Origin of the sequence: Chthonomonas sp., from assembly GCA_016788425.1 — a bacterium.
Taxonomy (GTDB): Bacteria; Armatimonadota; Fimbriimonadia; order Fimbriimonadales; family Fimbriimonadaceae; genus JAEURQ01.
Genome location: JAEURQ010000003.1, coordinates 360144 through 385619, shown reverse-complemented (window position 1 = coordinate 385619; position 25476 = coordinate 360144). Strand labels below are relative to the sequence as shown.

24 protein-coding genes are annotated in these 25476 nt (G+C 60.3%); 14 read left to right on the top strand and 10 right to left on the bottom strand.

The genetic code is table 11. The annotated features are described in order from the left end of the window. The first annotated feature begins 197 nt into the window (after positions 1 to 197). Together JNJ45_09130 and JNJ45_09125 are read left to right on the top strand one after the other, a co-directional pair. The gene (locus JNJ45_09130) at positions 198 to 527 is read left to right on the top strand and encodes a zinc ribbon domain-containing protein (GenBank protein ID MBL8048833.1); all 330 of its coding nucleotides are present in this window, start codon (positions 198 to 200) and stop codon (positions 525 to 527) included. Positions 528 to 562: 35 nt separating this feature from the next. Then, positions 563 to 1126 (top strand): thymidine kinase, encoded by a 564-nt coding sequence (locus JNJ45_09125; GenBank protein ID MBL8048832.1) that lies wholly within the window; start codon positions 563 to 565, stop codon positions 1124 to 1126. Here JNJ45_09125 and JNJ45_09120 read toward each other — a convergent pair. Genes JNJ45_09120 through JNJ45_09110 form a run of 3 tightly spaced genes read right to left on the bottom strand, consistent with a single transcriptional unit; the run spans position 1123 to position 3220 of the window. Continuing rightward, entirely contained in the window at positions 1123 to 1824 is a 702-nt protein-coding gene (locus tag JNJ45_09120; protein MBL8048831.1) for a hypothetical protein, read from the bottom strand. The genes JNJ45_09125 and JNJ45_09120 overlap by 4 nt on opposite strands. Next, positions 1821 to 2498, bottom strand: a complete 678-nt coding sequence (locus JNJ45_09115; protein ID MBL8048830.1) for a hypothetical protein — start codon at positions 2496 to 2498, stop codon at positions 1821 to 1823. The genes JNJ45_09120 and JNJ45_09115 overlap by 4 nt, the downstream gene beginning before the upstream one ends. Beyond that, positions 2498 to 3220 carry a hypothetical protein gene (locus tag JNJ45_09110; protein MBL8048829.1) on the bottom strand — a complete coding sequence of 241 codons (723 nt, stop codon included), beginning with the start codon at positions 3218 to 3220 and terminating at the stop codon, positions 2498 to 2500. The genes JNJ45_09115 and JNJ45_09110 overlap by 1 nt, the downstream gene beginning before the upstream one ends. A 50-nt stretch (positions 3221 to 3270) precedes the next feature. Here JNJ45_09110 and JNJ45_09105 point away from each other — a divergent pair, with 50 nt between their 5' ends. Genes JNJ45_09105 through JNJ45_09095 form a run of 3 tightly spaced genes read left to right on the top strand, consistent with a single transcriptional unit; the run spans position 3271 to position 5583 of the window. Continuing rightward, positions 3271 to 3963: an HAD-IA family hydrolase gene (locus tag JNJ45_09105; protein ID MBL8048828.1), complete on the top strand. Its 693-nt coding sequence runs from the start codon at positions 3271 to 3273 to the stop codon at positions 3961 to 3963. A gap of 38 nt (positions 3964 to 4001) precedes the next feature. Next, a complete protein-coding gene (gene queA, locus JNJ45_09100; protein ID MBL8048827.1) occupies positions 4002 to 4976 on the top strand; it encodes a tRNA preQ1(34) S-adenosylmethionine ribosyltransferase-isomerase QueA in 975 nt (324 codons plus the stop codon). A gap of 55 nt (positions 4977 to 5031) precedes the next feature. After that, positions 5032 to 5583: a helix-turn-helix domain-containing protein gene (locus tag JNJ45_09095; GenBank protein ID MBL8048826.1), complete on the top strand. Its 552-nt coding sequence runs from the start codon at positions 5032 to 5034 to the stop codon at positions 5581 to 5583. On the opposite strand, the gene JNJ45_09090 is transcribed toward JNJ45_09095, so the two are convergent. From JNJ45_09090 to JNJ45_09075, 4 genes are read right to left on the bottom strand one after another with little or no spacing between them, the layout of a single operon-like run. Continuing rightward, on the bottom strand, positions 5580 to 6086 hold the full coding sequence (locus JNJ45_09090) for a hypothetical protein (GenBank protein MBL8048825.1): 507 nt from the start codon (positions 6084 to 6086) through the stop codon (positions 5580 to 5582). The two genes, JNJ45_09095 and JNJ45_09090, sit on opposite strands and share 4 nt — an antisense overlap. Further along, the gene (locus tag JNJ45_09085; GenBank protein MBL8048824.1) at positions 6083 to 7189 is read right to left on the bottom strand and encodes a VWA domain-containing protein; all 1107 of its coding nucleotides are present in this window, start codon (positions 7187 to 7189) and stop codon (positions 6083 to 6085) included. The genes JNJ45_09090 and JNJ45_09085 overlap by 4 nt, the downstream gene beginning before the upstream one ends. Next, positions 7186 to 8310 (bottom strand): hypothetical protein, encoded by a 1125-nt coding sequence (locus JNJ45_09080; GenBank protein ID MBL8048823.1) that lies wholly within the window; start codon positions 8308 to 8310, stop codon positions 7186 to 7188. The genes JNJ45_09085 and JNJ45_09080 overlap by 4 nt, the downstream gene beginning before the upstream one ends. Then, a complete protein-coding gene (locus JNJ45_09075) occupies positions 8297 to 9055 on the bottom strand; it encodes a VWA domain-containing protein (GenBank protein ID MBL8048822.1) in 759 nt (252 codons plus the stop codon). The genes JNJ45_09080 and JNJ45_09075 overlap by 14 nt, the downstream gene beginning before the upstream one ends. Before the next feature lie 73 nt (positions 9056 to 9128). Between JNJ45_09075 and JNJ45_09070 the strand changes: the two genes are divergently transcribed. The 6 genes from JNJ45_09070 to JNJ45_09045 all read left to right on the top strand — a co-directional run bounded on the left by JNJ45_09070 (position 9129) and on the right by JNJ45_09045 (position 16963). Continuing rightward, positions 9129 to 10439: a diguanylate cyclase gene (locus JNJ45_09070; GenBank protein MBL8048821.1), complete on the top strand. Its 1311-nt coding sequence runs from the start codon at positions 9129 to 9131 to the stop codon at positions 10437 to 10439. A gap of 48 nt (positions 10440 to 10487) precedes the next feature. Further along, on the top strand, positions 10488 to 11228 hold the full coding sequence (locus JNJ45_09065) for a PEP-CTERM sorting domain-containing protein (GenBank protein MBL8048820.1): 741 nt from the start codon (positions 10488 to 10490) through the stop codon (positions 11226 to 11228). Positions 11229 to 11413: 185 nt separating this feature from the next. Beyond that, a complete protein-coding gene (locus JNJ45_09060) occupies positions 11414 to 12184 on the top strand; it encodes a PEP-CTERM sorting domain-containing protein (protein MBL8048819.1) in 771 nt (256 codons plus the stop codon). Between the two features lie 102 nt (positions 12185 to 12286). Further along, on the top strand, positions 12287 to 14020 hold the full coding sequence (locus JNJ45_09055) for a type II/IV secretion system protein (protein ID MBL8048818.1): 1734 nt from the start codon (positions 12287 to 12289) through the stop codon (positions 14018 to 14020). 23 nt (positions 14021 to 14043) lie between these two features. Then, complete coding sequence (locus JNJ45_09050) at positions 14044 to 15603, top strand: 5'-nucleotidase C-terminal domain-containing protein (protein ID MBL8048817.1); 1560 nt, start codon at positions 14044 to 14046, stop codon at positions 15601 to 15603. Then, positions 15578 to 16963 (top strand): HD domain-containing protein, encoded by a 1386-nt coding sequence (locus JNJ45_09045; protein ID MBL8048816.1) that lies wholly within the window; start codon positions 15578 to 15580, stop codon positions 16961 to 16963. Before JNJ45_09050 ends, JNJ45_09045 begins: the two co-directional genes overlap by 26 nt. Here the strand turns inward: JNJ45_09045 and JNJ45_09040 are convergent. Genes JNJ45_09040 through JNJ45_09030 form a run of 3 tightly spaced genes read right to left on the bottom strand, consistent with a single transcriptional unit; the run spans position 16940 to position 19626 of the window. Then, a complete protein-coding gene (locus JNJ45_09040) occupies positions 16940 to 17983 on the bottom strand; it encodes a DUF1611 domain-containing protein (GenBank protein ID MBL8048815.1) in 1044 nt (347 codons plus the stop codon). The two genes, JNJ45_09045 and JNJ45_09040, sit on opposite strands and share 24 nt — an antisense overlap. Continuing rightward, positions 17961 to 19001, bottom strand: a complete 1041-nt coding sequence (locus tag JNJ45_09035) for a dipeptide epimerase (protein ID MBL8048814.1) — start codon at positions 18999 to 19001, stop codon at positions 17961 to 17963. Before JNJ45_09035 ends, JNJ45_09040 begins: the two co-directional genes overlap by 23 nt. Beyond that, complete coding sequence (locus JNJ45_09030) at positions 18994 to 19626, bottom strand: hypothetical protein (protein MBL8048813.1); 633 nt, start codon at positions 19624 to 19626, stop codon at positions 18994 to 18996. Before JNJ45_09030 ends, JNJ45_09035 begins: the two co-directional genes overlap by 8 nt. An 18-nt stretch (positions 19627 to 19644) precedes the next feature. Here JNJ45_09030 and JNJ45_09025 point away from each other — a divergent pair, with 18 nt between their 5' ends. The 3 genes from JNJ45_09025 to JNJ45_09015 are packed head-to-tail and all read left to right on the top strand — an operon-like array spanning position 19645 to position 25457. Beyond that, positions 19645 to 22389 carry a hypothetical protein gene (locus JNJ45_09025; protein MBL8048812.1) on the top strand — a complete coding sequence of 915 codons (2745 nt, stop codon included), beginning with the start codon at positions 19645 to 19647 and terminating at the stop codon, positions 22387 to 22389. Further along, positions 22376 to 24562, top strand: coding sequence for a UvrD-helicase domain-containing protein (locus JNJ45_09020; protein MBL8048811.1), 2187 nt, complete (start codon positions 22376 to 22378; stop codon positions 24560 to 24562). Before JNJ45_09025 ends, JNJ45_09020 begins: the two co-directional genes overlap by 14 nt. Before the next feature lie 25 nt (positions 24563 to 24587). Further along, the gene (locus tag JNJ45_09015) at positions 24588 to 25457 is read left to right on the top strand and encodes a hypothetical protein (protein MBL8048810.1); all 870 of its coding nucleotides are present in this window, start codon (positions 24588 to 24590) and stop codon (positions 25455 to 25457) included. Positions 25458 to 25476 lie beyond the last annotated feature (19 nt).

The window sequence follows — 25476 nt, the reverse complement described above, 5'->3', positions numbered from 1 at the left end:
TTTCGGTTGTCTGGTTGTCGATTTTAAAGCCGGTGTTCGGGGGTTTCGTGAATTCGTTTTTCGTGCCATTGCGCCTCGCGGAAGGAAGGTTGTCGGCGCGCTAGAATCACCTCTGGCAATTCATTTCCGACAAGGTCTCTATGTTACCTGGTTCGTGACGTGGCAGGCAACATTTCTCGCGTGTTATAAAGAAAGCGATGCCCGTTTTCGAGTTTCAGTGCGCGGCCTGCGGGCGAACGTTCAGCGACCTTGTCCGCGAACAAGATGGCACGCTGGCGACTCCGTGCCCGAACTGCGGCTCCCAAGATATCCACAAGTTGCCCAGCAAGTTCATGCGGCTCCGCTCGGAAGATGAGCGTCTTACTCACGCGGTGGACAGCATGGCGGGGGTGGACGACAACAACTACGGCGCGGTGATGCACCACGTGCAGGAGGCGGGTCGCGCCCTGGACGACGACCTCAGCGGCGACTTATCGGCGATGATGGACGCAGATTTTTCCGGCGGGGATTTTGGGGGTGGAGATTGAAGGCTTCGGGCTCGCTTACCGTCATTTGCGGAAGCATGTACGCTGGAAAATCGGAAGAGCTCATCCGCCGCGCCCGCCGCGCGCTCTATGGCAAAAAGGCCGTTCAGGTGTTTAAGCCCAGCCTCGATAATCGCTACGACGAGAGCATGGTGGTCACGCACATGAACGTGCGTCACGAGGCCGAGGCAGTCTCTAGCGTGGCCGACTTGGCCAGCCGCATCCGCCCCGAAACCGAGATCGTGATCATCGAAGAAGTGCAGTTCTTCGATAACACCGTGATTGACCTGTGCGTCGAGCTCGCCGATCGCGGGCGGCAGGTCATCGTCGGCGGTCTGGATCAAGATTTTCGGCGTCAGCCGTTTGGACCGATGGGGCACCTTATGGCGGTGGCCGACGAGGTCGTGAAGCTGCGCGCCATCTGCCTGAGCTGCGGCGCGCCCGCCAGCCACACCTACCGCATGATCGAGGGCAAACCGGCCCAGTGGAACGACCCGGTGGTGCTCATTGGGGCGACCGAAGCCTACGAGGCGCGCTGCCGCAACTGCTTCGAAATCCGCGGCGCGCCCAAGAGTAAGTTTAAGATTAGCAAGCGCCGTTAGGGCATAAGCTCGAACGTGAGTTCAGCGTCGGTTGGCTCCTCGTCGGGAAAGTTTTTGCACTTCACTTCGCCCTTGATCATCGCGCCATCGCTCAAACGAATCCAATAGGTGCCCTCGCTGGTCGCGGGTTTGTCGCCTTCCTTTTCCTCGGCACTAAACGTGACCTTGGCGCACTCGAACGAGCCCACCTTTTCGACCTCTGCGAACTTAAACTTGGCCGCGCCCGACTTCGCGCCGCTGCGATCCTTGGTGTCGAACTCGAACGTCCACTCGTCGCCTTTGCCCACGACCTTATCAGGGCGGATGAAGTCAACCAAATGGTGAATTCGGAAAATCGTATCGTCGCCGTCCATGTCTTCGGCGCTGAGGAACTTGCCATTCTTCGCGTACTTTTCGGTCGCCTTTTCCGGCTCAAGTTCTTCGGTAGTCAGGTCAATCGTCTCACCGCCGGTAATCAGCTTCACGTATTCGGTGACCTGCTCCAGCTCGACCGTGCCGTCCTCTTCGACCTTCACGACCTTCGCCGTTTCGTGCATCGTGTACTCAAACGACTCGCCCTCGAACGGCATCTTCATCACGATTTTCTGCTTCGACGTATCGCCGACCTTGGCCTTGCGGGCGAGATCGTACTTTTGGTCGGCCATCGCCAGCGGCGCGACCAAAACCAGCAGAAGCGGCAACATCAATCGGGTTTTCATGGTTTCAATTCCTGTTCGGATTTTACGGTGACTCCGGCTTGCCCGTCACCGAGGGCTGCGTTATCAATGGTCAGCGAGCTTTTGACAAGGCGACCGTCTTTGGTCGAAATCCACACCGAGCCGCGCGACTTGATCGGGTTCTTGCCCTCAAGTTCTTCGCCGGTGAGGAACACCTGCGCACAGGACTGGCCGAGCACGGTCTCCAGTTCGAGCACCTCAAACCGCAAAATGGACGTTCGCAGCCCGGTGCCCGCGTTGGCGTTCAGGTCAACCTTCCACTTGCTGCCTTTGGCAAGGCCCGAGTACGGCACGACGATCTGCGAGAGATTCGCCATGCGGAAGTCCTCGCTCTTGCGCTTGTCGCGAATCAGATCGACGATCTGGCCGTTATCAAGCTGGACAATTCGCACCTGCGACGTGTCCTCGATCTTTTGCGGACGGCCGCCGATCTCGATGACCATGTCGCCCAAGTTGCGGGTCGTCACGATGGTGCGATCTTCGACGCGAGTGACTTCCTCGCGCGCCGTCCCCGTCAGCTTGACGTCGCTGCCATTCGACTTGAATGACATCGTCAGCGCGTAGGTCGCCTTGTCACCAATTTTGGCGCGGCGATGAAGCTGAACCTCTTGAGCGGGGTTCAGCAGGCTAACAACGAGAACGGCGGCGGCGAGCATTACGGTTGACGCGTGATGGAGATGGTCATGTCCACCGGGTCGGGCATTCCCGGTAGCGGTGCGTTGGTGAGTTTGGCCTCAATCTTCACGAGCGAAAAGTCCTTGGTGTCGAGCCACATCGTCTTTTTGGATTCGGCAGGCTTGTCGCCGGCCTGCTCCTTCGTGGTCGCGACGACGACTGCGGTATCCCATGCGCCCACCTTTTCGGTGCGCACAAACTCGTAGTCGGACTTCACGGTTTCGGCCTTGAACTTGTCGGCCGGCTTGATGAGGCTCGACCACTTATCGCCCAGTTTCTTGGCCTCGGCGGGCAGGTCAATGATGTTCAGAAACTCAAGGCGAGCCGACTCTGGCGTGGTGTCGTCATCCGAGCCCAGCATTTCTAAGGGCACACCAGCGGCGGAATATTTCGTGGTTCGCGGCTTGGAATCGCCTTCGTCGGTCGGGAACGATTGCCCGCCCATCTTGAGTTCCATGTCGGATTCCAGGCTCTCCACCGAGTACGAGCCGTCCTTTTCGACCTTCACGATCTTCTCGGTGATGTTCGCCGTGATCTCAATCGCGTTGCCTTGGATTTCGAGCGCGACCTGAAGTTTGTATTTGGTCGTCGCGCCTTCGGTCACCGTGCGCTTAAAGCTGAGCGGTTCGGCTTGCGCCATGCTGGCGGCGGTGAGGCTGGCAAGGGCCAACGTGGCAAAAATTCGGCTACTGGTTCTGGTCAAAGCAATCTCCCATCTGGCGCAAGTCCGGATGTCACACTATTAAACGATCAATGATCCCCGAAAATATCCAAGCAATTTCGTTTGACTGCAGCATGACGCTGTTGGAGGACAATTGGGACTCCAGCCGGTTCGCCGCCGAATGCGCCGAGCAATGCGGCGTTGAGTTCGATCGCGAGCGGGGGATTGACCTTTACACCTCAATGGTCCGCCGCGCATGGCCCGAGTTTCGCGAGCTCAATCTCACCCGCGACGCAGCGACTTGCGACCGATTCTGGAACGACCTCACCCGGCGTTGGCTCAGCGAACTCGGCATCACCGCCGACGTCGCGCCGATCATGGCGCATGCGCGCCAGCGACTCTTTTCGGCGGGAGGCGACGTGTTCCGCAAGTATCCGGACACCGAATCCACGCTGATCGAGCTCAAAAAGCGCGGCTACAAACTCGCCGTGCTCAGCAACTGGGACCAATCGCTGCACCGCGTGCTTGCCGCCCAAGACCTCACGCAGTACTTTGACGTCGTGATCGCGAGCCTGGAAGAAGGCGTCGAAAAGCCCGAACCCCTGATCTTTGAGATTCTGCTGGACAAGCTGGGCGTGCCCGCCGCCGACGTTCTGCACGTGGGCGACAACCCGCTGGACGACTACCACGGGGCGAAGTCGGCGGGGATGGAGGCGCGGATTCTCGATCACAGCCTCACCGAAAGCGAGGGCGCGTACATCCACCGGCTGGGAGCGCTCCTCTGACCAGGCTCGCCGACTACGATTTCGAGCTTCCCGAGGAGTTGATCGCGCAGGAGCCGCTCGCGGACCGCGCCGCCTCGCGCATGCTATGTCTCGACCGCGCCACCGGTGAACTAGCCGACCGACACTTTCGCGACTTGGTAAATCTGTTGCATCCCGGCGACGTGCTCGTGGTCAACAACACACGCGTCTCGGCGGTGCGGCTTTTCGGGCGACGAGCCACGGGCGGGGCTTGTGAAGTATTACTCACCAAACGGTTAACATCGCGCCAATACCGCGCGATGGTGAAGCCCGCCAAGCGCTTGACTGTGGGCACGACGGTCCACTTTGACGGCGGCTTCCAGGCAACCGTGGTGGCCGAAGAAGGCACCTCGTTTCGCGTGCTCGAATTCCCCGATGACGAGTCGGTGGCCGCCGCTCTGCAAACCGGGGTCGTGCCGTTACCGCCCTATATCACCCAAAAACTAACGGAGCGCGAGCGATACCAAACCGTGTTCAACTCGCACGGCGAAAGCAGCGCCGCGCCCACCGCCGGGCTCCACTTTACGCCCGAGATTCTCGCCGAGATCCAGCGCAAAGGCATCCAGCGAGTGGAAGTCAACCTTGAGGTTGGCGTGGACACTTTTCGCCCCGTGATGGTGGACGACATCCGCGACCACGAAATGCACGGCGAGGTCTGCACGATCTCCGACGAAGCAGCCCAACTCATCAACCAACGCACCGGGCGTTGCATCGCCGTCGGCACCACTTCCGTGCGCACGTTGGAGTCCTTCGCCGACGCCAATGGGCAGGTTCAATCCGGCGAGCAACTCACCCGCATTTGCATCGCTCCCGGCTACGAATGGCGAGTCGTGCAAGGGATGCTGACCAACTTCCACATGCCGCGCACCACCATGCTGCTGATGCTCGCCGCGATGACCGGCCGCGATCCGCTGATGGCCGCGTACCGCCACGCGATCGCCGAACGCTACCGTTTTCTTAGCTTCGGAGATTGCATGTTTATCGCAAATTCGTGACTTTTCGGCCTGAGGTGCCGACAGGGAGGTGCCTCGGTTAAGTACAATAAATGTCGTGAGTCAAACGACCGATAAGGGGGGAGCCGCCGGAGATTTTGATCCGGTCGCCTATATCGAGAACGCATTTTCCGATACCAAGCCCACGCCGTCGCGCACGGCCGTGATGGAAAAGGATGCGGCCTCGAGAAATGGGCACGCTCCACGAGCAACGACTGAAAGCAAGCGAGCCCTCAGCGCGCCGCGTCCCCGCCGCGTCAAGGCCAAGGATGCCGCCAGCGAAAGCCTGAACACCGAAACGCAACGCCTTTGGTCGCACTTGCCGAAGATCATCAACTTCCTGCAGTCGAATTTCAACGACTCGGTCACCGCCAACTACTATCGTGGCGAGTTCAAGGAAACCCGAGCCGAACTCATTGAGCGCCTGCTTGACCCTGAACTCACACTCGAAGAAGTGAGCCGCATTCTGGGCGTCTGCCCGGCCACGGTGCGCCGCTACACCAATCGCGGTTGGCTAGGACACCACCGCACCAAGGGTGGTCAACGCCGATTCCGCCTCAGCGGCGTCGCAAAGTTTGTCGAAGAGCACGGTCGCGATATCCGCGACTAGTGCCAAAGGCCGCGCATCGGCGAATTCCGCCGACTCGCCCGAACCCGAATTTGCCCCGACTTGTTGGGTGCCTCAAAACTCAAGAGAGGTAACCCGGCAAGCACGGTCGCGTAGATCACCAGGCTCCACCATTCTGCGGGCAACACGCTATACAGCCAGGCGCACCCAACTCCGGCAATCACGCCGAGAAGCATCGCCCGCCAAAAGTGCATGTAGGGTTGTAGCCCGATGAGCACGCCAAACAGCAGGCCCACCACGCCCAGCGCAATCATTCTTGCGACCAGGCTTTGCAGCGTGGTCTGGGTGGAAAGTAGGTCAAAAACGCCTTGACCCAGCAGCGGCAACCCGAACCCAACGGTGATGGAGCCCACCAGCAACACCCACGTCGCGGGCACCGGACTCAGGCGAAAACGTTCCAAATAGAGGTTGACCAACGCCCGTCCGAGCCAGGGCGCAATCGCGAGCACCAGGCCCAGATACACCACGTGCTTGGCGTAAATCACTTGGCCACCTTCGGCATCTCAGGTTTGGTCCCACCGGTCAGCGGAGTGACCGGCGTGCCGAGCACGACGTCATAATCCTTGACCTTCGCCCCGACTTTGTAGCGCACACGGAGCGATTCGCCATCGGCGAAATCCTTGTCCACGCGGCGGAATCGAAGCCGCACGTGCGTGCCGATCAGGTCCTTACTCAAGTCGCGTTGAATCTGGTCGAAGGCCAGCCGCAGGTTCGCCGAGTCGTCCACCTTGATGATGTTCTTGGTGAGTTGCTGCAGAAGCGGCACGTCCGCGCCTTCGCCCAGCGCGATGATGTAGAGCTTCGTTTCGGGGTGAGCCTTGATGGTTTCGATCACTGACGAGAACGTCCCAGGAATCTCCTCGGTGTCCTTGCCATCGGTGAGCGCAACCACGATCGGGCGATTTCCCGCGACGCCGTTGGCGACCTCAATCCCGCGCTGAATGCCGCGGTACAGCGGCGTCGTGCCGTTCTCTTCGCCGCGCAACAGCTCAAGGGCCTTGCTGACTTCCGACGGTTTCGAGCGATACGCAACTTGCTCCAGCGGCGGATCAACCGGCGGGTAATCCACGGGCACGACACTGCGTCGCGGCGGGAACACGCCCAAGGTGACTTGGTCCTTTTCGCGGAGCTTGCCCATGAGGTTGCGGGCCGCGTCCAAACGCATATATTTGGGGTCTTGCGGCGGCTCGCCGTTGCGCGGATTCACGCGGATCATGCTCCACGAGTTGTCAAGAATCAGCGCCATGGAAATCGGCCGCACCTCGTCGGAACGCTCCAGATAAATCGGCTCCAACTGCTGTCGTTCGATGACCAAGCCGGGCGTGACCGCAATAAACGAATCAGGCTCCAACGCGTACGGCACGCGAATGTTGAATTCCTCTTCCCGCCGGAACGTCTCGCGCTTCACCTGTTCCACGGGCTGTTCATCCTCGGTCACCCGCTCAACCTTGGGCGCTTCGACCCGCGGGAGCAGCACGCCTTCACGGCTTTCCTGCGCCAAAACGGTAGGCCCGGTGAGGCTGAGCGTCGCGCCGACGAGCAACGCCGACGAAAGCACTATCGCGAGGATGGTCAGCCAGCGGCTCATTTCTTCGGCCCGAATACGGAGACAACGTTGGTCTTGGTGCCACGCATACGGTTGAGCGCGTTCGCGCGGTTCTCAACCGACTTCTTGCCTTCGAACATGCCGGCGTCGAGTTGCCGCATAAAGTCTGCCCAGCGTTGCTGGTTGAGCAACACGAGCGTGCGCAGCTTGCCGAGGTCTTCCTCGTCGTGCCAGCGCTCCATGGCGACGTTGAACTTTTCGATCAGGTCGTCCGCAATTTCGGGCTTACCATTAATCTGGAAGTACGCCGTTCGATAAGCCACCGCGAGTTCGTACACGATCACGATGATGAGGAAGAGGAAGTTCAGGCCAAACGCCGAGAACGCGCCACCATCCGCCTCCGCCGTCCCCACGTCGTAACGCAGAAAACTGTAGATGACCATGATGAACATGAAGCCAACAGCGAACACAATCGCCTTGTTGGCGCGAGTCGTCAGCAACTCTCCGAGGTTTCGGGTCGGCTTAATCGCGTCACCCGCGTTCATGTGCACGACCAACTGCATGAGGAAGCGCATTGCGTAGGTAATCGAATAAGCGATCACACAAGCCAGCGCGAAGCTAAACGTGCCTTTGGTGATTGTGTTTCCCGGCCCGAGCAGCTTGCCCAAAAACGTGTTCGCGACCGGAAGCAGGAGGTATGCCTTCAGCATAATCGCCACGACGAGGCCAAACATACCGCCCGCCACCTTCATCGTGGTTTTGTCGTGCTTCTTGGTCGCGCGCAGCAGCACGTCTTCAATCGCGCGATCGTTGAGCACGCGCGGCGTGCGGAACCGCACGTTTTGTCGTCGACAAGCGGCCATGAACGCCGTTGCCCGGGCGCGGAACCCGTCACCAACTTCCTCCGCCGCGCGGAGCGCGGCCACGGAGCTGCTCCAGGCGCGAGTTTGGTCGGCGTAGGCTCGCCAGTAGCCGACCGCCTCGGCGGCTTGCCGGGTGTTAAAACCCTTCTCGCCGAGTTCCGTCGCGAGTTCTTGAGCAAGGTGTTCTTCCTGCTCCGACGAGACGATCGTCGGCTGCTCAAAGGCACCCTGCTGCGCGGGATCGGGCGCACTGATCGCGCGCGACGCCCCTAGACTGTTTCGAAAATCACTTACTGCCATTGGCTGCTGGCTCCATTAGCTCCTTAATCCCGCGCTGCGCATCGGCAATCGCGACCGAGTTTTGCGAAAGGAGCACGTTGACAACCTGGACGGGAAACTCCGTGCGCAGGTTCTTCGCGTAGTCGGCAATCTCGCTAAGCTTGTTGAGCTTGGCCGAGTTGCCCGGCTGAACACCGACAAACACGATCATCTGCAGGTTGCCGGCTTGCACCAGGCTTTCCAGCCCGTTGAACACTTGCTGCATGTTGTCTTCAAACCCGCCGTCGGTACCGATGACCACGATGCGCTTGATGCTCGTATCGCGGCGCGCGACCTTGGCCGCGTGCTCAAACACGCCGCCGAGCAGGGTACCGCGCGGTTCGGCCTTGGGCAGAGCCTCCCACTGTGCGCCCATCTCGTCCAGATAGGTCCCCGCGTTCAGCGTGTTGCCGAGTTCGCGAACGTCCTTGTTGAACGTTGAGTAGTTCACCCGCATGGTTTTCGGGTGCGTGTCGAGCACGTCCTTAATCAGCGTCGCAATTGGCGCTCGCAACGAATTCGTCGAGCCGCTCAGGTCGAGATACACGTCCGCCGCGACCGCCTCGGTCGTGGGCTGCGTCGGGCGATCCATGTCCTTGGAAAGCTGGTCCTTTACGGCTTTACAACCGGTGAGGGAGAGACTGGTCAACACACTCGCGACAACCATAAACAAAACTTTGTTGCGCATCATCAATGAATACACCATTTTGTGCTGATTCAGTTGCATGGACTCCCATTTTCCATCTTAAGAACCACCCCGATTTCGCCAATACACTCCCTGGGGAAGAGAAATGTTAAGAGTGAGTGAAGTTGATTTAAGGGGGCTAGCCGAGCTGCTGCCCATCCCAACTGTGGTGACTAATCGTTCCGGCGCGGTCCAATCGGTAAACGCCACTGGCCTGTTCGTGCTGATGGCCAGCGCCCAATCCGTGGCCGGCTACCGATGGCTTGGTCTGCTCGACAGCGCGTCCAGCGAGGCCGCCAAACAACTTCTGCGCGAATCCACCGCCGAGTCCGGCGCGATTCTGCTGGTGACCAAACCCGAGTTCGGCGGCACTCCGTTTGAGTGTCAATTCAGCCAAACGCCGAGCGGCGAGTTTGTCGTCACCGCCACCAACATTTCTGGCTACCGCTGGCAAGAGGAGCAACTCACCGCAAACCGCGAATTCCTAGAGAAAATCATCGCTCTCAATCCGGCGGTACACCTCTTGGTCGATCTACCGAGCTTTGGTATGTCATGGGTCAGCGAAAACACGGTCGCCGCCTTCGGCATCACGGTGCCCGAGATCAAGGCGATGGGCTCCCACATTTGGGAAATGGTCACGTGCGACCCGGTTCCGTTCCGTCCGCGCTACGAAGATGTCGCCGAGTTTCAGTTTGGCGAGCGATTTGTGACCGAGTTCACCTCCCAAGATGACAACGGCAATCTGCGCTGGTATTCCTGCACCGGTGAGGTTTACGAAGTCGCCAACCACAAGCCGACCAAACTCCTGATCTCGCTGGAGGACATTAGCTCGCAAAAAGAATTTGAAGCCCAGGTTTCCGAGTACATGCTGCAGGCGGCCGAGCAAAATCGAGCGCTCGAGGCAGCCAAAGGCGAACTGGAGCAAGCCAACATGCGCCTGGAAGAACTGACCTTGACCGATCCACTCACCGGCCTGGCCAACCGCCGCGCGTTTGATACCGCCATTGCGCAGTGCATTCAGGTCGCACGCCGCTACCAGCGCAACCTCAGCATTCTCAGCCTCGACCTCGACCATTTCAAAAAGATCAACGACACGTTTGGTCACGGCGTGGGCGATGAAGTGCTCGTCGCAACTGGTCAAGCGTTGGCCGGGCTCTACAGAGAAACCGATCATGTTGCCCGAATCGGCGGCGAGGAGTTCATTGTTTTGCTCCCCGAGACCTCGGTCCCCGAGGCGCAGATCATCGCCGAACGCACGCGCCGCGCGATCGAGGCAATGACCACAAGTGCCGGCAAGGTCACGGCTAGCATTGGCCTGACCTACTGGCGCAACGATGAAACCGCCGTAAGTCTTGTCCACCGGGTAGACGAGGCGCTTTACGAAAGCAAGGCGTCCGGAAGAAATCGCGTATCTCTGGCCGCGTAACCGCGGCTTTGGCACGATAGTTGCAACGGTTGTTCTCAGGTAACAACCATGAACAAAGCAACTGCAATCTTTATTCTTAGCGCAATTTCGTTTGGAACCGCAGCCCAAGCTTCGGTCTACGAAATGTCGTGGAATGGCCAAAATCTTCCCAACCTCGGCATCAACCACGACGCCGGCAAGATCAAGAAGATGTCCACCGTGTTCGACTCGGGCACCAACCGCCTGAAGTACGAAGTCACCCTCGGCAAGTCGAGCGCCGGCCTCAAGGCCAACGGCTTCTGGCTCGTTGTCAGCCCGGGTGCTAACCCTAAGGGTCACGCTAACGAACTCGCGATTTTCTACTACGATGTGAGCGGCTCCAACCCGGTCCTCACCGCGTACAACTACAACGGTCAAAATGGCTACACGTCGTACCAAACCGGCACGAAGCTGCTCTCGTCGAAGAACAACGCTTCGAGCATCTTCTCGCTGACCAACCGCACCGAAGGTCAAGACAAGGTCCTTGGCTTTGACATCAACGCCACCGCGATTAACGCTCACCGACCGGCGAGCGGCGTGCAAGGTCAGTGGACGGGCGCCAAGTTTGGTTCGAAGATGGGCATCTGGATGCACCCGGTCTCGGGCCTCAGCACCAGCTACAACAAGGATGGCTTCCTCAAGTCGTTCAACTTCTGCAAGGCAGGTTGGTTCGATGGCGAAAACCTGAAGACGCAAGTGGTGCCGGAACCGGCCTCGGCCGCGATCCTCGCCGTGGGCGGCGCGTTCCTTGCCTTCCGCAAGCGCAAGTAAGCACCCGCAACTCAACAACCCAGAGAGAGCCGCAAGGCTCTCTCTTTTTGTTAACTGATCACAAAATTTGCTAGGAATCCCCAAGTATTAATGCGGTTTTCCTCAGATTTTTGAAGGTCTGCGAATGCCGGTCGGCTAAACTATGACGGTGAGATTTTTATGTCTCACGAAGAGGAGAGAATATCATGCGTTTTCAATCTGTTCTGTTCATCGCGACGGTAGCCGCAGTAGCCGCTAACGCCAGCGTTTATGAAGCGAAGTACCCGGGTTACACCGGCGGCTCCTACGGCATCAGCAATGGTGGCGGCGAAATCAAGTCGGTCCTCACGCAGTACGCGTCGGTCGGCAAGGTCCTCTACTTCGAAACCAAGCTCGGCAACGTTCCTGGCACCAGCCAAAAGTCGGACGCGTTCACCCTTGCCATTTCGAAGGGTCCGAACCCGAAGGGCACCCCGGACGAACTGGCCTTGTTCTACTTCGACGGTACGAACCTCAACGCTCCGAAGCTCACGGTTTACGCCTACAACGGCCAAAACTCGGCCAGCAGCTACCGCGATGGTAACGGCGATGGCGTGAACGACGGCGGCGACCTGGTTGCTTCCTCGCTCGTGGACAGCTCCTTCATCAAGGACATCTTCATCCGCAACGAAGGCGGCGACCGAGTCATGGGCTTCAAGCTCGATGTCAACGGCATCAACGCTCACGTTCCGGCTTTCGGCAACCCCGCCGAGTGGGAAGGCGCCCAATTCGCCAACAAGTTCGGTATCTGGTTCCACCCGCGAGCCGGTACAACCGCAGCCTACAACAGCCAAGGCAAGCTGACCAACTTCAGCTCGGCCTGCGAAGGTTGGTTGGACGGTTCGAACATCACCACCCAAGTCGTGCCCGAACCCGTTTCGGCTGCCGTCCTGGCCGTTGGTGGCGCTCTCCTCGTTCTCCGACGACGCGCTCGCTAAACAACTCGCTACGAGTTGCTCTCTCCAGACCTCTTCTCATTCGAGAAGGGGTCTGTTGTTTTGCCGCCCCCATGCCGACAATCTTTCTTTGGAACAGAGCGCATGCACCGCTTCAAGCTTGGGGAACTCCTGATATCGAACCGTATCATCACGCAGCAACAGCTGAGTGAGGCGCTCGAACATCAGCGCATGACGAAGTTGCCCTTGGGGGCGACCCTCGTTTCGATGGGCTTCATCACCGAAGACCTGCTGCTCAAGGTGCTCGCCGCACAAATGGGCGTCACCGGCTGGTTCCTCGACCAGCAGCCACCCGACATCGAGGCGCTCAAGCTCATTCCTGTCAAGACCTGCCTTCAGCACTTCATGATTCCGCTGCAACTGCGCGGCGACCTGCTGGTGGTGGGGTTCAAGGACCCGCAAGATTTAGAGGCGGTCGAGGCCGCGCGCACCACCTCCGGCTATCGCATTGAAACGGTTCTCGTGGACGAGCAGCGACTCTCGGTGATTCTCACCCAACTCGAAACCGAGGGCGTCGAAGGCTCGGTTATCGGCAACAAGGTCGAAGAAGCGCTGCAACTCGTAAGTGACCAAGTGGTGAAAAACACCACGGTGGAACTCGCCGATGCCGACGAGCGACCCGTTGTTGCCCTCGTCAACCAACTTCTTTCCGACGCGATCCGCATGGGCGCGAGCGACATCCACTTGGAGCCGCGCGAGTTCGCGGTGGAACTTCGTTGCCGCATCGATGGCGAACTCAGCAAACTGCGCGACATTCCCATCACGCTGCAAAAGATGCTCGTGACCCGCCTGAAAATCATGGCGGAACTCGACATTGTCGAGACCCGCGTGCCGCAGAACGGTCGCCTTTCCGCGCGCATTGATGGCCGCACTGTAGACATCCGACTTTCCACTCTGCCGAACCTGTTTGGCGAGCGCGTCGTGCTCCGGGTTCTCGACAAAACCAAGAGTTTGGTGTCGTTGGAGAATCTTGGATTCAGCGGCGAAAACCTCGGGCTGTATCGCGAACTCGCCAACAAGCCCTATGGCATTTTCTTGGTCACCGGCCCGACCGGTTCCGGCAAGACCACCTCGCTTTACGCCGCGCTCAACGAGATCAAATCGGTCCGCAACAACATCATGACTTGCGAGGACCCGATCGAATATAACGTGCCGGGCCTCAACCAATCCCAAGTCAACGAGCGCGTCGGCCTGACCTACAACGCACAACTGAAAGCGATTCTGCGGCAAGACCCCGACATCATTCTTGTCGGCGAAATCCGCGACGAAGAAACCGCGATTACGACCGTCCGTGCGGCGATGACCGGCCACTTGGTCTTCAGCACGCTGCACACCAACGACGCCGTCAGCGCGCTTCCGCGACTGATGGATATGGGCGTCGAGCCTTTCATCGTGGCGAGCAGCCTGATTGGCGTCATGTCCCAGCGCCTCATTCGCAAGGTGTGTCCGCACTGCCTGGAAACCCGTGAGCCGAATGACCAAGAGCGCATGATCATCGAGGCGTACCACGGTCACTTGCCGCACGGAGCGCAAATTGCCGAGGGCCGCGGTTGCGGTGAATGCTTCAGCGCTGGCGTGCGGGGACGCACCGGCATCCACGAGATTCTCCCCGTGACCGACCACCTTCGCGACATGATCGCCGACAACGTTTCGGCCCGCGATCTCCGTACTGCCGCCCACCAAATCGGGTTCAAGCCGATGCAATACGACGTGCTCAATCGCGTTCTTAACCATGAGGTTAGTTTGAGCGAAGCCATGTCCACCATCTACTTCGACACAGTCGGCATGCAAGCCGGCACGCTGTTGCGCGTCGCTTAACCCCAACCCGGATACAATGAGGCATGCGAAAACTCGCGTGCCTTTTGCTTGTTGCCGCCGGTGCCCTGGCCGCGGCCAAGGACTTTACGCTCACCGTGCTGCACACCAACGACCTGCACGGCCACGTCGAGCCGACGGTGATTCGCGGCAAGCCATTTGGCGGCTACGCGCGCCACCTCACGCTCATCGAAAAGTTTCGCAAGCAAGACCCCAATGTGATGCTGGTCAACGCGGGCGACGTGTTTCAGGGCACGCTCTTTTTTACGCAATACGAGGGGCTGGCCGACCTGATCTACATGAATGCGGCGCGGTATGACGCCTTCACGCTGGGCAACCACGAGTTCGACAAGGGCCCCAATGTGCTGGCGCGGTTCCTGGAGCGCACGACCTTCCCGACGGTATCGGCCAACATGGACTTTAGCGATGAACCCTCGCTCGCCAAGAAGGTCAAACCGTGGGCGATTGTCAAAATCAACGGCGAGTCCATCGGCGTTGTCGGTGCCATGACTCCCGACCTGACGACGCTGGTTTCGGCATTGCCCAACATCGCGTTGAAAGAACTAATCCCCAGCGTGCAATCGGCGATTGATGAGCTAACTAACCAAAAGGTTAACAAGGTTCTCGTGCTCAGCCACTGCGGCTACGAGATGGATCAGGAGATGGCCAAAAAGCTCCGCGGCGCCGACCTCGTTGTCGGCGGGCACAGCCACACGCCGCTCGGCGAGGTGAAGTTGCCGGGCGATCTCGCCTCACGCGGCGAATATCCGACGAAGCTCAAGAGCGCCAGCGGCGAGCCCGCGATGGTGGTACAGGCCTGGGAGTGGGGCAAGGTGTTCGGCCGAATTCAAGTGACCTTCGACGACAATGGCCTCATCAAGGCGGTGCCCAGCGCCACCCCGATCGTGGTAGACGAAACCATTCCCGAGGATCCCGTGTTCAAGGCGACGGTTGACGCCCTGCTGATGCCGATTCAGGTTCTCCGCAAGACGAAGGTCACGGAGGCGGCTGGTCCATTTACCCGAGTTGAGTCTCGCACCGGCGAGAGCCTCCTGGGCAACCTCGTCGCCGACGCGATGCTCGCCAAAACTGCTCCGCAGGGCGCGATGGTCGCACTGATGAACCCCGGCGGATTGCGCGCCGACATCGAGCCGGGCGTCATCTCCGTGGAAACCTGCCTCAACGTGCAACCCTTCGGCAACACTTTGGTGGTGCTCGACCTGAATCTCGGCGAGCTCAAGGCGACACTCGAGAATCCGCGCGCGTACTTCCTGCAGGTCAGTAAAGGCTTCCAGGTGGGCTACGATCTCAGCCGACCGGAAGGCGATCGAGTGACCAGCATCCGCTTAAACGGCTCCACTCTGTGGCCGATTCCGCCGAACGTGCGCATCGGCAATATTCGCATCGTGACCAACAGCTTTTTGGCGGGCGGCGGCGATGGCGCCGACGCCTTGAAGGCGGCCAAGGGCACCCGAATCGACACTGGTTATGTGGATGTCGAGGCCCTCATGGACTATCTGCGGACCCAACCCGCATGGAAGCTCGCCCCCGAAAACCGTATTGCAGTTACCGGAAAACTTCCTTGACCGCCCGGCGCTGATCGCGATCCGTGAGGCCACGCTCGGCACTCAATTTGAGGGCCGGGTGTGGCTAGTGGGAGGGGCGGTGCGCGATGCATTGCTCGGACGTCCTGGAGGCAAGGACCTTGACCTAGCCGTCGAAGGCGATGCGCAAGCGCTTGCGCAACTCCTTTTCGAACGGGGCGCGTCGTCCATCTACCCCGTTATCTTCGAGCGGTTCGGCACCGCCCAAGTGATTGTCGCAGACGAGCCCGTGGAGTTGGTTTGCACCAGGCGGGAACAGTATGAGCCGCATAGCCGCAAGCCGATTGTCGAATTCGGCACGCTCGAAGAGGACGCGATGCGACGCGACTTCACGATCAACGCGCTGTTTGTCTCGCTCCACTCGGGCGCAATCCTCGACCCCACCGATCGCGGTCTCGCGGACCTTTCGGCGAGAATCCTGCGCACTCCCCTTGAGCCGCGGCGCACCTTTAGCGAGGACCCGCTGCGCATGTTGCGGGCGGTGCGATTCCGAGCGCAACTCGGTTTCGAGTTCGCGCCCGATATCGAGCCCGCGATCCTCGCCGTCGCCGATCGCTTGAAGGTGATTAGCCAGGAGCGGATTCGTGAAGAGCTTCTCAAGATGCTCGCCACGCCCTCGCCGTCGGAGTCCATCGAAGCTCTGAGCCGGCTTGGCCTACTCCGCCAGTTCCTGCCTGAGCTCGAATCGTGCCGCTTTGTCGAGCAAGGGCCATACCACCACCTCGACGTTTGGGGGCATTCGCTGTTAGTTTTGGATAACATTGCGTCCGAAAACATATATTTACGACTCGCCGGATTGCTGCACGACATCGGAAAGCCGCAGACTCGATTTGTCGACAACGACGGGCGGACGCGCTTCTTCACCCACGAGGTAGTCGGGGCGGACATGGTCCGCCAGATTCTCGGGCGGATGAAGTTCAGCAACGACGAAATCGCGTACGTCGAGTTACTCGTACGGCAACACATGAGGTTCGGCCACAACACGATATCGGCTACCGCAGCTCGCCGCGCGCTGCGGGCACTCGGCCCGCACATGGAGGACCTGCTCATCCTTTGTCAGGCCGACGCCAACTCTCACCACCCCGACGCGCCCCACCTCGACGTGCCCGCGATCCGCGCCAAAATTCGGGAGGTTCAAGCCGCGACTCCGGCGGAGAGCCTACAGTCGCCGCTCGATGGCCACGAGATTCTCGCAATTGACCCAAGCCTGCCTGGCAAAGTGATCGGCCAGATCAAGGCGTTCCTGCTGGAAGAAGTTCTCAAGGGCCGACTGCTGCCCGAGGACCGCGCCGCCGCGGAAGAATTGACGCGCCGCTGGCTAAGCCATCACCGCGGCCAGTAATCCGGCCGCGCCATCCGCGATCGGGTCAAAAGCCGGCAGGCCGGTTTCTCCGCTCACCCGGCGCTTGTATTCGGCCGCTTCCGCCGACGACACGTGCGAACCGTTCACGGCAATCGCCACGCACTTGGGCCGTCCATATACTCCGCAGGCCTCGGCCAAATCCTCGTTCAAGCGAACCAACTTGTCCAGGCTTGGAATGCGAATCTCGGGCGCTCGATACAGAGTTTCCTGCCCCGCGACGCAACACAACACAAGGTGCGTCGGCATCGACCCGCGAAGCAACGGCAGGTTGGCCGTGCTACCCGGATGCAGCAACGAACCCTGCCCTTCGATGATCACCAGCTGCTTATCGGCGTGCGAAAGTACTTCGCGCTCAATACTTCCCCCGGCGAAATCCACGCGGATCGCGTCAAGCGGCACTCCCGCCCCGGTGATCGTCATACCGATCTGGCCCGTCGCCACAAATCCTGTGGACACCCCTTGCGCAACCGCTTGCGCATAGATTTCCAGCCCCGCCGTCATCTTGCCCACCGCCATGTCGGTGCCGATCAAAAGCAAGCGCCGGTTAGCCAACTTGCCAGCGGCCGCCGAGGCCACCGGCAAGCCGGCAGGTTCCTGGCGAATATCCCAAATCCATTGGCCGTCTGGCAATCCCGGGTAGCGCGGCCCGAGCTTATCGTGCAGGCCGTTAACGATGGACATTCCACCCGCGACGGCCTCGCCGATCGGGCCATACCACTCGTCGGGGATTGCCCCGCCGCTCACCGCGAGACCGAGAACAAAGACAGTCGCCCCGAGGGCCTTGGCTTTGCTCACGCTGGAGACAATCGGCACATCGCCAGAGGGCGAGAGGTGCGTCGGCAACGTCCCGCCGGCGGTGTGAGAATCAATCACGCAAGCGATTTCATTGCGCGAATACCGCAAGACTCCATAACCCATCTTGCCCGAGGGATCGCCAACCGCCCCCTCCATGTAAATCGCCAAACGGTCGTGCGGCTTAATCACGGAGCGCGCCTCCATGGCCTGGCGTCAGCGGCGGAGTCACCACGCCATTGATCATTTCGGCCCCCGTTGCGGGGTCAGGATTCAGGTTCAACTGGCTATCCAAATCGATGTGATCGAAGAGCGCGCCTAAGGCGGCCCCGGCGCTAATGGCCACGCTCGACTCGCCCATGCAACCGATCATGGTCTGTAACCCGCAAGCCCGCGCGGTCGAAACCAGTCGCAGGGCTTCGGTAATACCGCCCGTCTTCATCAGTTTCAAGTTCACTCCGTCCACGCAGTCGCGTAACTTCACGACGTCGCTCGCCACCCGTATCGATTCATCGCAGAATATCGGCAGCTTGCGACCCGCAAAGAGATGCGGCAACCCGTCCTCGTTGCCGCGTGCAAGCGGTTGCTCAACGTAATCGCAGCCGCGCTCCGCGAGCCACGGAATCATCGCCTGGGCCGTCGCCACATCCCACCCGCCGTTGGCGTCCACCCGCAAGCCAACGCCGAAACTTGCCGAAGATTCCTGAGCGGCCAGATAGTTTTCCTGGTCGCGCTCGATGCCGTCCGGCGAACCCAGCTTGATCTTGAGGAACTTCCCTCCGGTGCGGGCCAAAATCTCAGGCACCCGCTCTCGGATCACGTCAACCGGGTTAATGCCGATGGTCACCGATGTCGCGACCGACCGGCGACTGAGGCCAAGAAGTTGAAACAGCGGCATCCCGGCGCGCTTGGCGAGCAAGTCCCAAAGAGCCACGTCTAACGCGGCCAACGCTGACGCATCGATCTCGCGCTCGGTGGCGCGCGCGTAAATCTCCGTGATGCTCAGATCGCTGATGTCCGAATCCACGAGCGCCTGAAGCTGAGTCTGCGCGATCGGGGCCAGCGTGTCGTCAAAACCCGTGCCGGGCGCGCACTCACCCACACCCTCATGGCCGTCGGCCGCGGCAAAGACGAACAGGTTGTTGGAGCCCGTGCTGATGCCCCGGCTAATAACGAGCGGATAGCGCTTTTCTAGGCGAACGGTCTGAAATCGGAAGCTAAGCACCGCTTGAATCTACCTTCTTTTGAGCGTCCAATCGCGAGGCGATCTCTGCCCGCAACTTGCGGTTGACAGACCAGTTTGCTGGGATAAAATTGCGCTCGCGCGGCTCAATCATCAGGCGAATCGGCAGGTCGTCGGGGCCGGTGCCCTCTAACGAAATCCAGCGCCCCAACCCCAGCCACGTGTGCGTGTTCGCCCGACCGCGCACGCTGGAAAATGTGGTCCAAGGAAACTCCAAATCGAGCTGATCGCCGACAAACTGCAGTCGGTCATCGTGCATCAACAAGAATCCAACATCCTCGTGGGGGTCGAGAATATTGCGGTAGCTAGGCCTCGCCACGCCGACAAAATGGCGATCGACTGGTTTTTCACCATTTGGTGGATAACGGCGGTCCACTTGTCGAGCGACCCCTTGTCGCAAGCCGTCGTTGTTCCAGAACCCAAACAGGCTCACCGCGAACCAACCCACGATGACAAACAGTATCATGTAAATGGGCCAGCCCGAAAATGGCTTTTGCGGGTTAAAGTGAAGGATGCCCGCAACGAGGAGAGGTAAGCAGAACAGGCCGGGGACAGCGTTCCCCAGGAACTTTGTCCAGCCAGTCCACACGCGGGGCGACCGATCCATGCGCCAATTCTACATCGCTTGAACGAGATTCGACTTCCACCGACCGGCGACGCCGTCTGCGAGTACATCAACTCGCAGGTGGCCCAGCCGGCGTTCCTCACCGCGCTCAGCCCCATGCGACTGAAGGCGTTTCGCGATGTGCTGACCGGCGAGTTCGAATTCGGCGTGTGGACCCAGTTGGTGGATATTGCGCTCAGCATGTCGCTCATCGTCTCGCCCCGTGTGGCGCGGCCGGGCGAGGTGGAGGCGGCGCTCGAACTCGCCGCGCACGAACTCGCCGACGAAGACCCGAGCATCTGCTGGGCAAGGCTCGGCGGAATCCATGGTGCGATCCGCCAAATGATCGAAGAGTGCCACAGCCACCTGCTGCGAGTGGATGACTTCCAACATGAGGGGGCCTCGGCGAGGATGCAACGCGTGGCGCGGGTGTGGGCGCGCGCGCAGCAGATCATTTACGAAGGCAAGCAGGAGTTTTTGGCCGATCGGCTGGAATATGTTCTGGACCTTGAGCCCATGTGCATCGGCCACCTCGGCGACATCGTCGTGCTGCCGGGGCTCGACGAAAGCCCGCGCGCCGAGCTCTTTTTCGAATGGCTCACCAAGGGCGGCACTCCCATTCGGGTGTTGCGGTCGGACATGGCGGCCGGCGATCATTGGGTCGGGAACCTCTTTTCGACCAATCATGCGCCCGCCTCAGTGGAGTTCAGCGAGATCCGCGTCGCGGATTCGTTTGCCGAGGCCGAGTGGTGCATCCGCGAGGTCAATCGTCACCTGGCCGAGGGGGTGATGCCGCACGACGTTGCGATCTACTTGCCGCAACCCAACGAGCAGGGCGCGCTATTGCAGCACGCTGCCAACTCGCACGGCGTCCCGATTTCCTGGGGGCCGCGCGCGCAACTCTCGACCATCCCCTTCGCGCAGTTTGTGCTCGAAATGCTCGATGTCCTTGCCCGGCGCAGCCTCCGCGGGCTCATTCGCCTGGCAAATTGGTCGTATTGGGGCTTCAGCATGGAGCAACGCGACATCATCGCCGCTTGGGTGCGCGGTGAACTGCAGCAGGGCCACACGTCCATGGATCAAATCGCGGTGCCACCCGATGACGATCTCACCATTTGGTTCACAATGCTCCGCGATTGGCGGACTGAGGCCCTGCGCGAGTCGCGCACGGTGCGCGCGTGGTCGCGCCACCTTGACGAACTCCTCAAAAACGAGCGCTTTATCGCCGCCGTCGCCGAGACAGATTGTCCCACCAACGAGCGCGACCTTCGCACGCGCCAGGCTTTGCATCGCACGATCGTGGATTCCGCCTCGGTGCGCGACCGCGAAGGAACGCAGCTGCTGACCTTCCGCGATTTTGTGGCCCTCGCCGGCAAACTTTGGGAAGGCGGTGACGTCGTGCTGCCGGGCCGGACGCCCGGCGGCGTTCCCGTCATCACCAATGTTGACCAAATGGTGAGTTATTCGCATGTCCTGATTCTGGGCGCGCGAGAGCGCAGCATCCCGCGGCCGGTTTCGGAGGATCCGATTCTGCTGGACGAAGATCGGGCGTGGCTCGCCGAGACCTATCCCGACCGGCCGCGGCTGCCGCAAATGGAGGACCGGGTGCTGGCCGAACGGCAGAAGTTTCGCTTGCTTTGCGCGGCGGCCCGCAAGTCCATCTGCTTCATTTGGCCCGAAACCATAGGCTCCTCGCGCCAAGTACGATCGTTCTTCCTGGCCGAAATCGAGCGGGTCACGGGGGCGACTTGGCCGACGCGGCGGGTCGGGGTTACCGAATACACGCCCCCACGCGACGAATGCCTCTCGCAAATGGATGCGCAGCTCGCGGACCTTCTTGCGGAGGAACCCACCGCCACAGTGCCCAGCGAAGTTCGGGAACTCCGCAACCTCCTCGCCATCCGCCCGCGCCTCGAAAAACCCATTCCCCTGCGCGCGCTCCACACGGTGCAGCAGTGCGCCTTTCACGCAACCATCCGCGACTTGCTGGAGGTGAAAACCCCGCGCGAAACGTCGCCAACCGTTCGGTTAAGATACGCGCCCGACTCCTTCAGTTACGTGGGAATCGAGACCGCCGATCTCGCAAACCATTTCGCGCAGAACCTTCAACAAGAACTCACCAAGCTGAGCTGGGACATGGAGCCGTGGACTATCCAAATGGTGGAAAACACCATCGAAACCCGCGCCAGCAGCCTCACGCAAAAGCTGGGTTTCGCCTTGGACAAGCTCGATTTCGTGCCCGACGAAACCATGTCCATGGACCCGATCAGCAAAATCGTGACCGTTCGCGTCCCGGCCGGCGGACAGCGTTTCCCGGTGTACCTGCGCATAGAAGGCTACGGCCGCATCGCCGACGGAGTTGAAAACCAGATTCCGACGGTGTTCCTGGTCGGCACCGGCATCTACCAACTCAAACCCGAGGAGCCGGAGCTCGCCATCGCCGCGGCCTTCGCCCTGGCCGGGCTGCAAAAAAAGCGGGGCCTCGTGTTTGTGCCGACCCGCTCGAACGGACTCGAACTCATCAAGGTCGGTTTGGAACCCAAACTTCGGCGCAACTTCCCCGGCAAGGAAGTTGAGCGGCTGTTCGGGCCCGCCGCCGAAGACGACCCCGAATGGTTTGCCAGCGCCCTGCGCGAAAGCATGGAAAAGCTCGCCCAAAACCGCATGCAAGTGCAGCCCGGAACCTACTGCCGCCAGTGCCACTTCGCCGATCTTTGCCGCGTGAATGACCTCACCGACTCGGAGGACGCCGATGAAACTGACTGAAGAACAGCAGCTCGCCGTCGAGTGCACCGAGCCGCGGTTCACCATCGCGGCCTCAGCCGGATCCGGCAAAACGCGGGTGCTCACCGAGCGCTACATCCGCCACGTGGTGGATCAGGGGCTGAGCCCGCACCAGATTCTGACCATCTCGTTTACGATCGAGTCCGCCGCGGAAATGAAGGCCCGGATCACCAGCCGCCTGCGCGATCTGGGGCGTATCGCCGATGCTCAGGCTGCCGAAGTTGGGCCGATCCAGACTCTGGACAGCTTTTGCCGCCAGATTCTGCAAACCAACGCGCTCGACGCCGGCGTGGATATCGGCATTTCGCTCCTGCCCGGCAACCACAGCGTGTTTCGCGATGCCGCTCAACGGGTACTGGATTCGGCGTTGGCTGAGGATCAACTTGGGCAAAAGCTGCAAGAGCTTTATCTCGATCAACCCGACTACTTGCAATCCGACTTGCTGAGGCTGATCCAGTTTCGACGCGAACGTCCGCTGCCGATCCGAGAACTGACTGCGCAAGGGCTTGCGCAACAGTACTACCAGCTGATTGAGACCGAAGATCCGGCCATGTTGCCGATGCTGATGGAGGGCAAAACCCGGGGGTGGATTCCTAAGGGTGGCGCGCCCGGCGACGAAACCCTCGCCATGCAATGTCAGCTTGAAACCATGGCTCAAGAAGCGATCGCCATTTGCCAAGAAGAGATGATGCGCCGGCAAGAGTTTGACTTTCTCGAGATCGCTCGCCTGGCGGTCAACCTGGTGCAAGAAAACGAAGACGCGCGCAACCGTTTGCGCAAGCAGTTTGCGGCGATGCTCGTGGACGAAGCGCAAGACCTCAACGACTACCAATATGAGCTGATTAACGCCCTGCAGATTCCACAAGAAATGCTCGTCGGCGACATCAAGCAGAGCATTTATGGGTTCCGCGGAGCGGCCCCGCGCCTCTTTAGCGACCGGCTCGCGAGCTTGCCCGTGCTGCAGCTCCACAAGAATCATCGCACCAGCGAGCCAGGAATCCTCCAGTTCGTCCGCGACAACCTCGGCCAAGCGCTCCCCGACGAATCAATGGTCGGATTTGACTTAGACGAGGTGACCAACTACTCGGGTGTGGAGCTTTGGGCGGCGGGCAATCCGGCCAAAGAACCCAAGCGCTTGGCCGCGTTCGTCGAAACGTACTTGCTGGAAAAGAATGTTCCGCCCGGCGACGTCGCGATTTTGGTTTGGCAGCACTCGGATTCCAAGCCGATCGCCGACGCATTGCAGGCGCTCGGCATTCCCGCCGGGGTGATCGGCGGGCGCAAGTTCCATAGCGTGCCCCTGATTCGCGACGCGGCGAACTTGCTTGAACTCATCGGCAATCCGCGCCACGAGTTCCGCCTGTTTGCCGTCCTGCGATCGCCGATCGTCGGGCTCTCGCTCGACGCGGTGTTGCTGCTGCAAGCGACCGGCGATCTTTGGAACGCCTTGCACGAACCGCCCGCCGATCTGCCGCCCGAAGAGCAGGCGATGATCGCCCACTTTTTGGGTTGGTTCGAGGACCTCAGCACCAACGGTGACCGGCTCTCCGCATGGGAAGCGTTGAGCAGTGTTATGGAACGGTCGCAACTTATGCAAGCGGTTGCACGGATGACGAATAGGTTCCAAAACATGGCCAACCTGCGCAAGCTGTTGGAGCGAGCGGCTCAGTACGCGCACCTGCGTCCGACCGATTTCGCCGAGTTCATCCGCCACGCACAGTGGGACGACGACCGCGAAGGCCAAGCCCAAACCGTGAGCCTGCAGGACCCCGTCGTGAAAGTGATGACCGTGCACGGGGCGAAGGGTCTTGAGTTTCCGGTTACGATTCTGGCGAGCGAAAAGGGCCCGCCGCACCGCAACCGCGGCTTAGTAGTTCACCGCCCGTCGAGCCTGGCTTGCATCGCGCCGCAGTTCCCCAAAAGTTGGCCGAGCTCGTTCCTGCAATTCCTCAAAGCTCGCGAGGAAATCGCCGAGAACTCGCGCACGCACTACGTCGCGTTCACTCGCGCCAAGCGCGGCCTGATCATCAACATCGGCACCACGGACTTGGACAATCAAACCGGCTCGCCGGTCTCGCTCATTCGCGAACTCACCGCGCACGAGGTCATCCCCGCCGGGCTGGTCATTCGCGAATCTCCGCTGCGTCTCGGCTAACTCGTTCAACCGGTACACTGAACTCGTGAAGTTTCAGCTCGCGACTGCGCAGTTTTCGCCGTTTAAGAAAAATGTCGCCGCGAATCTCGACCGAATCGCGGGATTTTTGGAGCAAGCCGCCGGCGAGAGCATTGATGTGGTGCTTTTCCCCGAGTCCGCCGTGACCGGCTACTTCCTCGAAGGCGGCGTTCTGGAATGCGCGCTCACCACCGAGGCCCTTACGCAAGAACTTCACGCTCGCCTGGGAAAATTGGCCCGGGAGATTGACTTTGCCGTAGGATTCTATGAGATTGAGTCTGGCAACTTATACAATTCTGCCGCCTACTTCAACTGGTCGAGCGCCGGACTAGTGCTCGTTCACTGCTATCGCAAGTTCTTCTTGCCCACGTACGGTGTGTTCGACGAAGAGCGATTTGTCGCGCGCGGCTCCGAACTTTCGGTCTTCGAAACTCGCTTTGGCCCGATGAGCCTGTTGATCTGCGAAGACGTGTGGCACAGCATCAGCAGCACCATCTGCGCGATCAAAGGCGCGCAGGTCATCCTGGTGCCGTCGGCCTCACCGGCGCGCGGGTTCGCCGGAGAAAAGCCCGGCAACGTGCTCAAGTACGAGCAACTCCTCAGCGCGATCAGCGCCGAGCACAATGTGTTTACCGCTAACGCCGCGCTGTGCGGGTTCGAAGGCGGCAAAGGATTCCCAGGCGGCAGCCTCATCTGCGACCCGGACGGGCAGGTGCTGGTCAGTTCACCCCTGCAAGATGAACATCTTGCGGTCGCCGAAATCGACCTCGAACGACTCCGCGTGGCGCGCAGTCGCAGTCCGCTGCTCGGCGATCTGCAGTCGGCCTGGGGCGATATTGTGCGAAACGCCGAAGAAGCGCACGCGAATCTGGCCTAGGCCGCCGGGTACCCTAACG